This window comes from Halobellus sp. GM3, assembly GCF_052545375.1.
Genome location: NZ_JBQWLT010000004.1, coordinates 37141 through 49474 on the forward strand (window position 1 = coordinate 37141; position 12334 = coordinate 49474).

The 12334-nt window shown below is 67.0% G+C and carries 10 protein-coding genes; 6 read left to right on the forward strand and 4 right to left on the reverse strand.

The window, feature by feature from the left end:
• Positions 1-41: 41 nt before the first annotated feature.
• Positions 42-515: a DUF7346 family protein gene (locus tag ACT3HL_RS07610; RefSeq protein WP_445086223.1), complete on the forward strand. Its 474-nt coding sequence runs from the start codon at positions 42-44 to the stop codon at positions 513-515.
• Here the strand turns inward: ACT3HL_RS07610 and pan1 are convergent.
• From pan1 to ACT3HL_RS07625, 3 genes are all read right to left on the reverse strand, one after another.
• Positions 512-1729: a proteasome-activating nucleotidase Pan1 gene (gene pan1, locus ACT3HL_RS07615; protein ID WP_445086224.1), complete on the reverse strand. Its 1218-nt coding sequence runs from the start codon at positions 1727-1729 to the stop codon at positions 512-514. The two genes, ACT3HL_RS07610 and pan1, sit on opposite strands and share 4 nt — an antisense overlap.
• A gap of 187 nt (positions 1730-1916) precedes the next feature.
• The gene (locus ACT3HL_RS07620; RefSeq protein ID WP_445086225.1) at positions 1917-4214 is read right to left on the reverse strand and encodes a pentapeptide repeat-containing protein; all 2298 of its coding nucleotides are present in this window, start codon (positions 4212-4214) and stop codon (positions 1917-1919) included.
• Positions 4215-4342: 128 nt separating this feature from the next.
• Positions 4343-5701: an FAD-dependent monooxygenase gene (locus ACT3HL_RS07625; protein ID WP_445086226.1), complete on the reverse strand. Its 1359-nt coding sequence runs from the start codon at positions 5699-5701 to the stop codon at positions 4343-4345.
• A gap of 148 nt (positions 5702-5849) precedes the next feature.
• On the opposite strand from ACT3HL_RS07625, the gene ACT3HL_RS07630 reads away from it, so the two are divergent.
• From ACT3HL_RS07630 to nth, 5 genes are all read left to right on the forward strand, one after another.
• Positions 5850-6113 (forward strand): winged helix-turn-helix transcriptional regulator, encoded by a 264-nt coding sequence (locus ACT3HL_RS07630; RefSeq protein ID WP_445086227.1) that lies wholly within the window; start codon positions 5850-5852, stop codon positions 6111-6113.
• Positions 6114-6163: 50 nt separating this feature from the next.
• The gene (locus ACT3HL_RS07635; RefSeq protein ID WP_445086228.1) at positions 6164-6769 is read left to right on the forward strand and encodes a hypothetical protein; all 606 of its coding nucleotides are present in this window, start codon (positions 6164-6166) and stop codon (positions 6767-6769) included.
• Between the two features lie 25 nt (positions 6770-6794).
• Entirely contained in the window at positions 6795-8216 is a 1422-nt protein-coding gene (mre11, locus tag ACT3HL_RS07640) for a DNA double-strand break repair protein Mre11 (RefSeq protein WP_445086229.1), read from the forward strand.
• Positions 8217-10913 (forward strand): DNA double-strand break repair ATPase Rad50, encoded by a 2697-nt coding sequence (rad50, locus tag ACT3HL_RS07645; RefSeq protein WP_445086230.1) that lies wholly within the window; start codon positions 8217-8219, stop codon positions 10911-10913.
• 152 nt (positions 10914-11065) lie between these two features.
• Positions 11066-11752, forward strand: coding sequence for an endonuclease III (gene nth / locus ACT3HL_RS07650; RefSeq protein ID WP_445086231.1), 687 nt, complete (start codon positions 11066-11068; stop codon positions 11750-11752).
• Between the two features lie 39 nt (positions 11753-11791).
• Here nth and ACT3HL_RS07655 read toward each other — a convergent pair whose 3' ends face one another.
• Complete coding sequence (locus ACT3HL_RS07655) at positions 11792-12274, reverse strand: DUF7321 family protein (RefSeq protein WP_445086232.1); 483 nt, start codon at positions 12272-12274, stop codon at positions 11792-11794.
• Positions 12275-12334 lie beyond the last annotated feature (60 nt).

The following is a 12334-nucleotide window of genomic DNA, read 5'->3' on the forward strand; positions in this document are numbered from 1 at the left end:
GCAGCGCAATTTCTAAGCGCGTGTCGACCCACCCACCAGCTATGCAGACCGTCCGCGACGCGTCCGGCGACCGATATCTCCTCGTGAAGCGCTCTTCGGAGTCGAGCCGCGTGCGCGACCCCGAGACCGGCGAGGAGCGGTACCTCCCGAACGAGACGCTGACGTTCGACCGCGACGACGCGCCGCTCGCGGTCGCCGCCGGGGCCGTCCCCGAGCCTGTCCGCCGCGTGGTCACGGCCGCCCACGACGACCGATCGCTGGGGTTGCTCGTCGAACTCGCGGACCGGGGTCCGGTCTCGGTCGTCGAGCTACTCGACGCGTACGGCCTCTGTGAGTCCGATCTCCACGGCCTGCTCGCGGAGTTCCGCGCGGCCGGACTGCTCGCGGAGACGACCGTCCACGGCGAGCGGGGATACGACGCGACCGAGACGACGCGGCGAGCGGTGGCGTCGCTGCGGGCGACAGGCGTCGAAACGAGTACCGAAACAGAACGTCCCGAAGAAACCGACGCTTAGGCGAACGCGCGGCTGACGCTTCCGTCGTCGATCGCGTCGGCCCGGATCTTCTCGTAGGCCTCGAGGAAGTCGGCCATCGTGATCTCCGTGCGATCGTCGCGGATGGCGAACATTCCCGCCTCCGTACAGACCGCCTTGATGTCCGCGCCCGAGGCGTCGTCGGTGAGCTCAGCCAGGTGCTCGAAGTCGACGTCGTCGGCGACGTTCATGTCGCGGGTGTGGATCCGGAAGATGATCGCGCGCCCCTCCTGTCCGGGCTTGGGGACCTCGATGAGGCGGTCGAAGCGGCCGGGGCGGAGGATCGCCTCATCCAGCATGTCGAAGCGGTTCGTCGCCGCGATGATGCGGATGTCGCCGCGCTCGTCGAAGCCGTCCATCTCCGAGAGCAGCTGCATCATCGTCCGCTGGACCTCCGCGTCGCCGGAGGTCTTCGAGTCCGTCCGCTTGGAGGCGATGGCGTCGATCTCGTCGATGAAGAGGACGGCCGGCTCGTTCTCGCGGGCCACCTCGAAGAGGTCGCGGACGAGCTTTGCACCCTCGCCGATGAACTTGTGGACGAGCTCGGAGCCGGCCATCTTGATGAACGTCGCGTCGGTCTGGTTCGCGACGGCCTTCGCCAGCATCGTCTTCCCCGTCCCCGGCGGGCCGTACAGGAGCACGCCCGATGGCGGTTGGATGCCGACCCGCTCGAACATCTCCGGCGACTCGAGCGGCATCTCGACGGTCTCTCTGACCTCCTGCATCTGCTCTTCGAGACCGCCGATGTCCTGATAGGTCACGTCCGGGCTGTGATCGACCTGCATCACGCGGGCGCGGACGTCGGTCTCGTTGTCGAGGCGCTTGACGATCGAGAGCGAGTTGTTGACCGCGACGCGCGCGTCGGGCTCGAGCTCCTCGCGCATCGAGTCGGTCACCTCGGTGAGCGCCTCTTGGTTGTTTCCGTGCTGTTTGATCACGACGCCCTCGTCGGTGAGTTCCTGGACCGTCGCGACGAACAGCGGCGACTGTTTAAGCTTCTTGTTCTCGTGCGTCAGTCGCTCGAGCTTCTGCTGGTACTTGTTGTTCTCCGCGTTCGCGTCCAGCAGCCTGTCCCGCATCTCCTCGTTTTGGGACTCGAGAACGTCGAGGCGCTCTCTGAGTGCCTCGATCTTCTCCTGCTGCGACGTCGCCTCCTCGTCGTAGGGGAGTTCGACGTCGTCCACAGTGTCAGTCATCACCCTCCGTAGGGCGTGGCTTCATAAGAGACTTCGGGTAACTCGAGTAGCCGGCTTCGATGCTTCCGGCGAGAACCCCTGCCGGTGTGCTATCGTAGCGTTTGCAACTGATTGCACAGCCGACCGCGCGCCGTCGTGCGGTCGAGTGTGTACAGACTTGCAAACGCTACGATAGCGGTATCGACGGTCACCTCGCGGCCCGTCGGCCCAGCACGAATACCAGAAGCGCCAGCAACACGGGCGCCGTCATCGACTCGATCGTGACGAGAACCTCTCCCCCGATCCCGACGGTCGTGAGCGGCGACTCACCGGTCGAAAAGAGCAGCGCGCTGTGATGAAAACTCTTCCAGAGTAACAGTGGCGTTTCGGCGATTTTCCCATACGTTATCGCACCGGCGGATTCGGTCTGTAACCACCCGCCGGCCGGATACACAAGGGTGAACGCGACGATCGTTCCGAGAGCCCACGCCACGACCCGTGAAAACCCTTCGCCGTGTCGGAATACCGCATTTTGCACCACAGCGAACCAGTAGTCGAGGCGCGGAAACGACTCGTCTCTGCGGAGTTGCGCTCGACGCATATCCTGCCTTCGGGCGAAGAATGTCGCCTGCTTATCCGGGAGCGTGTTCGATCTCGCGATGTCTTCGAGGAGGTTGTACGTACCCATCGCCTTCGTCAACCGGTCGACGTTCTCCTCGCTGTCCGGTTCGTACTCGTAGGTCGACCGGGGGTCGTACACGCATCGATCGGTTCCGTGCCCGTCGAACACCGTCTCCGTGTTGATCCCGATATCTCCCACGCGAGAACCGTACAGCCGAGCCCCGCTCAGATCCGCGCCGAACAGGTCCGCGTTCGACAGCTTCGCTCGTTCTAAGTTTGCACCCGTCAGATCCGCATTTTCTATGTTGGCACGTTCGAGGTGCGCTTCGGAGAAATCAGCTCCTCGGGCGGTAATCTCCGGTACGTTCGCGTTCGTGAGGCTCGCGGCCCTGAACCGAGCGTCGGCGAGGTCGATGCCCTCGAAATCCGCACCATCGAGACGCGACCGCGAGAACGTGGGCGGCGTCTCGAACGTCGCCTTCGTGAAGATCGCCTTCCCGCGAAAGTGGACGTCTCTTAACACCGCGGCACCGCCGAAGCTCGCCGATTTGAAGTTCGCCGTCCCTCCGAATTCCGTAATCACCCCGCTCTCAGGCGTCTCGAAGCGGGCATCGCCGTCAAACGTCGCGTTCTCGAAACTGCTGTCGCTTTCGAATCTCGCCCCGCCGAAATTGACGTCGGCGTCGAACGACGACCTGTCGAACTCGGCGCTGCCGGCGAACTCCGCCTTCCGGAGCGTGGTTTCGCCCTCGAACACTGCCTTACTGAATCTCACATCGCCTTGGAACGTCGCCCGGAGATTCGTGCCGGCCCTGAACACGGCTCCGGTAAAGTCGACGTCGTCTGCGAATTCGGACCGGGAGAACGTCATCTTGCCTCCGAATTCCGTACACTCGTCGCCGCTGAACGGGCTTTGAAACGACACTTCGCCGCCGAACGCCGTCCCTTCGAAGAACCCGCCGGAATCGAACGTCGCGCGGTCGAAGTCGACGCTTCCGTCGAAGGCAGCGTTCCAGAAACTCACCGCACCGTCGAATCGCACCTTCGAGAAGTCGGCTTCGCGCGCGAACGTCGCGCCCTTGAATTTGCTGTCCGTCTCGAACGTTCCGCTCCGGAAGTTGACAGCGGAAAACGCGGCGTTTCTGAACGTCGCGTCCGCTTCGAACGTCGCCATCTCGAATGTCGAGTCGGCATCGAACACTGCCTCCTCGAACTCTGATTCACGCTCGAACGTGGCGAGCCTGAACGTCGATTCGGCGGCGAAACGAACCCCCTCGAAGGCCACACAGCGCTCGAACGTGGCGCTTCGGAACTCAGCCTCCCCTTCGAACGTCGTCGAGGAGAAGTCGGCTTCGTTCGCGAACGTCGCTCGGCCGAAGTCGGCTCGCCCCTCGAACCTCGCGCCAGCGAGGTCGATGCCTTCTTCAAACGTCACCCGTTTGAAGTCGGCGTCCGCGGCGAACACAGCACCTCGAAGATCGAGTGCTGCAGTCGCGGCACCGCTCCAATCGACAGGGCTCTGAAACCGAGCGCTTGCGAGCGTGATCCTCCCTTGCCCCAACGCGACGCCGGCGCTCTCGCTCAGTTCGAACGCACCGAACCGCGCCCCGACGAATTGGCGCGATCGCGCCACCGACGCCGTTGTACTGTCGGCAGTCCGGGAGACCGCCTCCAGAAACGCGTCGACGACCTCCGCGTCGTCTTTCTCCTCGACGGGGCGGTGAAACACACACAGGTCCGACTCCGCGCCCGACTCGTGCGGGCAGGTCCAGACGCCGTCTTGGGTCAGCAATTCGTCGTCGAGAGCGGATTCGTCGAGCGTGCCGTGCGCCTGCGTCGGGTCGTCCGGATCGTAAACGTACTCGCAGATAGCGGTCTCAGACATGTCGGTCCCGGATAGTGATCTCCCCTCTCCACGCTCGGATATTAAAAGGTCGGCACGCCGGACGACGATCCGGGGCGTCCCACTCGCCGCAGTGCGTCACACCGACTGGTCGGAACTGCTCAACAGACTCATCGACCGATCGCTGCAGCGGCGACCCGCCAGAGCACGCCCGGACGCAGCAGCGCACTCGGCGACTCCTCCAGCCGAAGCACGCGGACGAACCGCTCGGCGACGTAGCTGTCGGCGTGCGCGGCGTCGACGACCCACGACAGATAGCGGTTGCGGAGGTCGGTGCCGCGCGGTTTCTCACCGTCGGTCTGTGAGTACGCGAAGTCGGAGCCGACGGTCATCTGCCAGACGACGTCGAGCGTCTCGGACGCCAGCTCGAAGAACCGCGGGCCGAGGTCGCCCCGACCCCCCGCGAGCGCGTGGTGAAGTGCGAGCGCATCGAGCGCCGCCACCGACATCCCCTGCCCGTAGATAGGATTGAAGCTCGCGATCGCATCGCCCGTGACGAGCAGGCCGTCGGGGAACCGACCGAGGTCCTCGTAGTACCGCCGCTTGCTGGCAGGGAAGGGGTACTGGCGGACCTCGTCTGTCACCCACGACCGCTCCTCGAGGAGGTCCCGGATCTCGGGCGTCGGCAGCGACGCAGCGAAGGCCTTCAGCCCCTCGGAATCGCCCGGCGGATGGTCGCCGTGACGACCGAACACCGTCACGATCCACCGGTCGCCTTCGACTGGCACAGCGGTCCCGCCGCGGGTGACCGGCGGCGAGGGAACGATCAGATACCCCTGCGCTTCGGACGGCCGCCGCTCGACGGCCACCGTGCTGTAGGCGAGATCGACCCCGACCGTCTCGGTCTCCGGCGCCCGATAGCCGTGTCGTCGCAGCCAGTCGGGCGTTCGCGAGGTCCGCCCCGTCGCGTCGACGACGAGGTCGGCGTCGAGTGTCGTCTCCCCGGCGTCGGCTGCGATCTCGACGCCGGTGACTCTCACCCCGTCGCGGGAGTCCCCGGCGCCTCCGCCGTCGGCGACGTAGTCGGTGACGTGACACTCGCCGCGGAGCGTGATACGCTCGTGTCCGGCGACGCGCCGACGGGTGATCTGCTCGAAGAGCGGCCTGCTCGCGCAGTAGAAGGGGAGACGCTTCTCGGCGTCCGCGAGGAAGTCCCCCTGCTGATAGAGGTCGAGTTGGGTCGAGCCGTCGATCACGAGACCACCCGCCTCGCGGAGTTCGTCTCCGTACCCGGGAAACAGGTCCTCGAGTATCACTCGACCGGGCTCTAACAGCGCGTGGACGTGGTTCGCCTGCGGAACCCCGCGCCGCACGATCCGCTCGTCGGGGAGGGGATCGCGGTCGAGCACGGTTACCTCGGCGAACGTGTCGGCGAGGACCCGCCCGGCGAGGAGGCCGGCGATGCTCGCTCCCACGACGACGGCGTGTCCGTCGCTGGCGTCCACGCGACGCGCGTCGTGCGATGCCATCTTACCGAGCGTCATCGTCTGCTGACTCTCCGGGTCGATCCTGCCGGTGAAACGACTTAGGTGTGTAGGACTCCCCGATGAAATTCTTGATAGTAATATTTCTATACAGTAAATATTATCAGTCTACATCACACAGAGGGAGATACGAATGAGCACCACCGAGGCACTCGCCCCCGAAGAGGAGACGATCGACCGCTGGGACCCGGTGCGCGAGATGCCGCCGAGTGCGAAGCTGGTCGCGAAGGTACTCGACTACAACGATACCCTGACGCAGAGCCAGCTGGCCGAGGAGACGCTGCTCCCGCCGCGAACGGTCCGATACGCGGTCTCTCGGCTCGAAGACGCCGGCGTCGTCGACTCGCGTTTTTCGTTCACCGACGCTCGCAAGCGGCTGTACACGCTGACTCTCTGATCGGGTCCGCGGGCCGGGGATTCAAGTGCGATAACAGATCCACAATCCCCGTGTCACACCACTCGTCTCTCCCCCGGGAACGGACAGATTCGCGGTCGGCCCCGTCGCCGCCGACCTCCCCATCACGGTCAACACTCCCGCCACCAGCGTCGGCGCCGCCGACCTCCCCGCCGCCATCGGTATCGCCGTCCCCAGAGTCGGTCCGCCGCTCGCTCCGCGCGCTCGCCGATGGCACCGGGACGGAGGGCGATTGTCCCGAGAGCGAATCGACCGCCTGCGAAGCCGAGCGGACTGTCCGTGAGGCCGACCGCGCCGTCTCGTGCGCGCGGGAAGCCGCGGCCTTCCTCGGCGACGGGCGTCTCCCGGCTCTGGAGTCGGCGGTCGAGAGCGCCGCCCGCTGCGACGCGGCCGCGCTCGAGCGGCGCGGTCGGCGCGCGCTGGCGACGCTCCGACGCCTCGATACCGCGTTGTCCGGTGCGGCCGGCGAGGACACGTGTCGAGTGGATATCGCGGGGGACGCGGATATCGCAGAAGACGTGGGGTCCACAGAGGCTACGGAGGACGCGGAGGCTACGGAGGACGCGGACGACACCCGGTCGATGACTGACGAGGCGGACCGCCAGACCACTTCCGCCCCGCTCGCGGAACGGTTTTAGGACCGAGGGATGAAGAGGCGGACAGATGACACGGGTGATCCACACCGGCGACACCCACCTCGGGTATCGGCAGTATCACTCGCCGACGCGTCGCGCGGATTTCCTCGACGCGTTCGAGCGGGTGATCGAAGACGCCGTCGCCGACGACGTCGACGCCGTGATCCACGCGGGGGACCTGTTTCACGACCGCCGGCCCGAACTCCCGGATCTCCTCGGGACGATTCGAGTGCTCCGACGGCTTCGCGATGCCGACATCCCGTTTCTCGCGGTCGTGGGCAACCACGAGTCGACGCGCGGCGGCCAGTGGCTCGACCTCTTCGAGGACCTCGGCCTCGGCGAGCGACTCGGGTTCGAGCCGCGAGTCGTCGGTGAGACGGCGTTCTACGGCCTCGATCACGTCCCGCGGTCCCGCCGGGACGACCTCGAATACGACTTCGAGCCGCACGACTGCGAGCACGCCGCGCTCGTGAGCCACGGGCTGTTCACGCCGTTCGCGCACGCCGACTGGGAGACGGAGACGGTGCTCGAGAGCTCGAACGTCGACTTCGACGCGGTCCTCTTGGGGGACAACCACGCGCCCGGGATCGAGACGGTGAACGACACGTGGGTCACCTACTGCGGGTCGACCGAGCGGGCCAGCGCCGCCGAGGAGGACGCGCGCGGGTACAACCTCGTGACGTTCGGCGCGAGCGGCGAATCCGGCGCGGCGGTGGACATCCGCCGGCGGACCCTCGCGACCCGCCCGTTCGAGTTCGTCTCGGTGGAGTTGGCCGCGGGCGAGGGACCGGAGCGCGTCCGCGAGCAGATCCGCCAGCGCGAGGTCGCGGACGCGGTGGTCGTCGTCGAGGTGACTGGCGAGGGCGAGCCGGTGACGCCCGCTGCCATCGAGGAGTACCTCACCGAGCGCGGCGCGCTCGTCGCGCGCGTCACCGACCGCCGCGAGCGCGAGGTCGACGCGGAGATCGACGTCTCATTCGCCGACCCCGACGACGCGGTCGAGGCGCGGGTCCGAGAGCTCGGGCTCTCCTCGGCCGCGCTCGACGTCGACGAGACGATCCGCGCGAGCAAGGTCTCCGAGTCGAACGTCCGCGAGACCGTCAACGCTCGCGTCTCCGAACTCGTCGACGGGGACTCGGACGCGTTCGAGCCGGCGCCCGACGTCGGTGGGGCGCGTGACGCCGACGGCGACACCGGCTCGGAGTCCGGAGCCGACACCGATGTCGAGTCCGAGGACGGGGGCGACGCTGAATCCGGGGACGACGCCGACGCCGAATCCGAGGATGGGGACGGCGGCGACGGCGTACCCGGCGCCGGTGCTGTCGAGGACGCGGGAAACAGCGCGGGCGACGGCGATACCGACGCGAGCGACGCCGGCGCGGAGCGCGGCTCGGACGGGACGGCGGAGACGGACGCGAGCGACACGCAGGTCACGATGGGGGACTTCTGAATGCGGTTCGAGCGCATCGGACTCCGCAACTTCAAGCCGTACGCCGACGCGGAGCTCGACCTCCGGGACGGCGTGACGGTCATCCACGGGCTGAACGGCAGCGGCAAGTCGTCACTGCTCGAAGCGTGCTTCTTCGCGCTCTACGGGGCTCGCGCCCTCGACGAGACGCTCGACGACGTCGTGACGACCGGCGAGGACGAGGCGGAGGTGACGCTCGAGTTCGTCCACGAGGGCGAGGCTTTCCGCATCGAACGTCGGTTGCGCCGGTCGGGCGAGCGGATGCAGACGGCCAGTTGCACGCTGGAGGGTCCCGACGTCGCGGTCGACGGCGCCACCGACGTCCGGGCGTTCGTCGCCGACCTCCTCCGGATGGACGCGGAGGCGTTCGTCAACTGCGCGTACGTCCGGCAGGGCGAAGTGAACAAGCTGATCAACGCCACGCCGACGGAGCGACAGGACACCATCGACGACCTCCTCCAACTCGGCAAACTGGAGGAGTACCGCGATCGCGCCGGGCAGGCGCGACTCGGCGTCGAGGACGTCCTCTCCGAACGGCGCGGGGCCCTCTCGAAGCTCGACTCACAGATCGAGGCCAAGGAGGACGCGGACCTTCACGAGCGGCTGAACGGGTTGGAAACAGAACTCGCGTCGGTCGACTCAGAGATCGAACGCTTCGAGGGGAACCAATCGCGAGCCGAGGACACACTGGAGGACGCAGCGGAGATCCTCGCGTCGTACGAGGAGACCCGAGAGACGCTCGAGGACCTCGACGCCGACATCGAAACGTTGCGCGAGACGATCAGCGCCGACGAATCGACGCGGGCGGAACTGCGAGACGAGATCGTCGACGCGCGCGAGCGGATCGACGCGCTCGAAGGCGACCTCGCGGCGGCGCTCGCGGAGACCGACCTCGACGCGGCCGGCGTCGATGGCGTCGACGAGGCCGCGATCGACGATCGCCGGGAGACGCTCGATGACGAGGAGGCGACGGTCCGCGAGGACCTGCAGGACGCGCGCCGTCGCGCGACGATGCTGTCGAACCAGGCCGAGAAGCTGCGAGAGCGAGCCGAGGAGTTCGAATCGCGCGCCGCGGAGAAACGCGACCGCGCCGCCGAGGCGGAATCGTCGGCGGAGTCGGCCGAGGAGCGGGTCGAAGAGCGGACGGCCGAACGCGAGGAGGTCGACAGCGAGCGCCAAACGCTCCGCGATCGGTTCGCGGATTCGCCGGTCGAGGTCGGCGAGGCGGAGGCACATCGCGAGTCGGTGCAGGCCGACCGGCAGGCGGTCAGAGACGACCTCGCCGACGCGCGAGCGGAGCTGTCGTCCGTTCGGGAGCGCCTCGAGGAGGCCAGAACGCTCCGCGACGAGGGGAAGTGCCCCGAGTGCGGACAGCCGGTCGAGGGGTCGCCGCACGTCGACGCCATCGGCGAGTACGAATCAGAGATCGAATCGCTCGAACGCGACGTCGACGCGCTGTGCGAGCGCCGCGACGAACTGGAGGCGTCCCTCGAGACGGCCGAGTCGCTCGCGGCGGCGGAGACCCGGCTCGAAGCGCTTCGCGAGAAGCGCTCGCTGATCGACGACCGCATCGAGGACGCCCGGGAGACGGCGCGGGAACGGAGATCGGAGGCCGAATCGCTCCGTGAGGGGGCCGCTGAACTCGACGAACAGGCGACAGAAAAACGCGACGCGGCCGAGGCGCAGCGCGAGGCGGCCGACGAGGCGGACTCGCGCGTCGAGTCGCTGGAGGCGGAGCTCTCTGATATCGATTCCGCGCGCGAGAGGCTCGAGCGGGTCGAGGAGCTCCGGGCGGAGATCGACGATGAGGCGGGCCGGATCGACCGCTTCAGAGAGCGACGCGAGGACCTCGCGGACCGAAACGACGAGCGACGTGAGTTCCTCGCGGAGAAGCGCGAGCGCCGGTCCGATCTCGCGGAGTCGATCGACGAGTCGCGGATCGAGGACGCGAAGGACGACAAGGCCGACGCCGAGGAGTACCTCGAAGACGTCGCGGTGAAACTGCAGGAACTCCGCGAGCGGCGCGACGAACTCCAGAGCGGTATCGGGAGCGTCGAGGGCGAGCTCTCGCAGTTGGAGGACCTGCGCGCGGACCGCGAACGGCTCGCCGAGCGCGTCGGCGACTTGGAGTCGCTGCACGAGGAGATCTCGACGCTCGAATCGACCTACGGCGACCTGCGCGCGGAGCTTCGCCAGCGGAACGTCGAGACGCTCGAACGGATGCTTAACGAGACGTTCGAGCTGGTCTACGGCAACGACGCCTACTCGCGGATCCGCCTCGACGGCGAGTACGAACTGACGGTGTTCCAGAAGGACGGGACCGCACTGGAACCGGAGCAGCTCTCCGGCGGCGAGCGGGCGCTCTTCAACCTCTCGCTGCGGTGTGCGATCTATCGACTCCTGGCGGAGGGGATCGAGGGCTCGGCGCCGATGCCGCCGCTCATCCTCGACGAGCCGACGGTGTTTCTGGACTCCGGACACGTCTCGCGGTTGGTCGACCTCGTCGAGGAGATGCGGAGCCTCGGGGTGAACCAGATCCTGATCGTCAGTCACGACGACGAGCTCGTCGCGGCCGCCGACGACCTCGTGACCGTCGAGAAGGACCCGACGACCAACCGCTCGTCGGTCGAGCGCGCCGACGACGCGTCACTCGCGGCTATGGAGGCAGCGGACGACTGACGCTGATCGTTCTCGACTCTCACCGGTGATCGCCGCCAACGGGGTCGGCGACCGCCTGGACAAGCCGAGAATAACCAGTATGCGGTGGCCGGGCGGGCTGGGCGAGCGATCGAAGCCGAACCACTCAACACCGACCGCGACGACGGCCGGGTATGGGCACGCCGCGTTCCGATCGCGAGACACAGGTCGCGGAGGTTCTCGACCGTCTCTACGAGGAGTATCCGGACTCGACGATATCGCTGCGCTACTCGAACCGGCTGGAGCTGCTCGTCGCCGTCGTCCTCTCGGCGCAGTGCACCGACGAGCGGGTGAATCAGGTGACGTCGGACCTCTTCGAGAAGTACCGGAGCGCCGAGGACTACGCCGCGGCCGACGAGGAGGAGCTCGCAGACGACATCTACGGCATCACGTTCCACAACAACAAGGCGGGCTATCTGCAGTCGATCGGCGAGACGCTGCTGGCCGAGCACGGCGGCGAGGTCCCCGACACGATGGCCGAGCTCACGGCGCTCTCCGGCGTCGGTCGCAAGACCGCGAACGTTGTCCTCCAGCACGGTCACGACGTCGTCGAGGGCATCGTCGTCGACACGCACGTCCAGCGGATCTCGCGCCGACTGGGGATCACCGCGGAGGAGACGCCGACGAAGATCGAGCGGGCACTGATGGAGGTGGTCCCCGAGTCCGACTGGCAGCAGTTCACGCACCTGCTCATCAGTCACGGGCGCGCGGTCTGTACCGCCCGGAATCCCGACTGTGGTGACTGCGTGCTCGAAGACGTCTGTCCGTCCTCGAAACTCGACGGCGACGTCGACCTCGCGTCCGGCGAGGCGTGGGAGTGAGACGGGAGCGGACAGTCAGATCCGGCGCGGACTCGCTGATCACCCCAGTACGTACTGCCCGAGGTACTGATACAGTCCGAGGAGCCACGCGAGAAACCAGAAGATGACGTAGCCGAAGACGCCGGCGCGGAGTCGCCCGCGCCAGGCGCTCATATTCGGGTGGAGATCGTTCAGGTCGACGTCTTGGGCCGGATCGTCGTAGAGGTTGGCGTCCCGTTTCACCTGTAAGATCCGGACGATTCCGGTCAACGCGAGCCCCAATAGCGCGTACGCCTGCAGCCCCAAGATCGCGTGGAGGACGATCACGCCGCCGAGCTGATCGAGGAGTCGGGGGAGCATCCACGCGAGGACGGGGATCGTGTTGAGAACGAGCCCCGGGACGATGAACGCGAGGTGATACACGAGGACGTCCCAGGTGACGACGTCGGCGTCGATCATTATCCACGCGCCGTAAAGGTAGAACGGGAGGCTCGCAGAGACCATCAGCGCGGCGGCCGTCGCGATGGCCGAATCAGATACCATCGGTCGGGGTAGGGATCCCTCTCGGGTAAAGTGCCCGGCTTCCCGTCGATCGAAGAGGTC

What these genes read in the sequence shown, in the direction of transcription:
- ACT3HL_RS07610 (WP_445086223.1), top strand. Translation starts at nt 42, where the DNA reads ATGCAGACCGTCCGCGACGCGTCCGGCGACCGATATCTCCTCGTGAAG.
- pan1 (WP_445086224.1), bottom strand. Translation starts at nt 1,729, where the DNA reads ATGACTGACACTGTGGACGACGTCGAACTCCCCTACGACGAGGAGGCG.
- ACT3HL_RS07620 (WP_445086225.1), bottom strand. Translation starts at nt 4,214, where the DNA reads ATGTCTGAGACCGCTATCTGCGAGTACGTTTACGATCCGGACGACCCG.
- ACT3HL_RS07625 (WP_445086226.1), bottom strand. Translation starts at nt 5,701, where the DNA reads ATGGCATCGCACGACGCGCGTCGCGTGGACGCCAGCGACGGACACGCC.
- ACT3HL_RS07630 (WP_445086227.1), top strand. Translation starts at nt 5,850, where the DNA reads ATGAGCACCACCGAGGCACTCGCCCCCGAAGAGGAGACGATCGACCGC.
- mre11 (WP_445086229.1), top strand. Translation starts at nt 6,795, where the DNA reads ATGACACGGGTGATCCACACCGGCGACACCCACCTCGGGTATCGGCAG.
- rad50 (WP_445086230.1), top strand. Translation starts at nt 8,217, where the DNA reads ATGCGGTTCGAGCGCATCGGACTCCGCAACTTCAAGCCGTACGCCGAC.
- nth (WP_445086231.1), top strand. Translation starts at nt 11,066, where the DNA reads ATGGGCACGCCGCGTTCCGATCGCGAGACACAGGTCGCGGAGGTTCTC.
- ACT3HL_RS07655 (WP_445086232.1), bottom strand. Translation starts at nt 12,274, where the DNA reads ATGGTATCTGATTCGGCCATCGCGACGGCCGCCGCGCTGATGGTCTCT.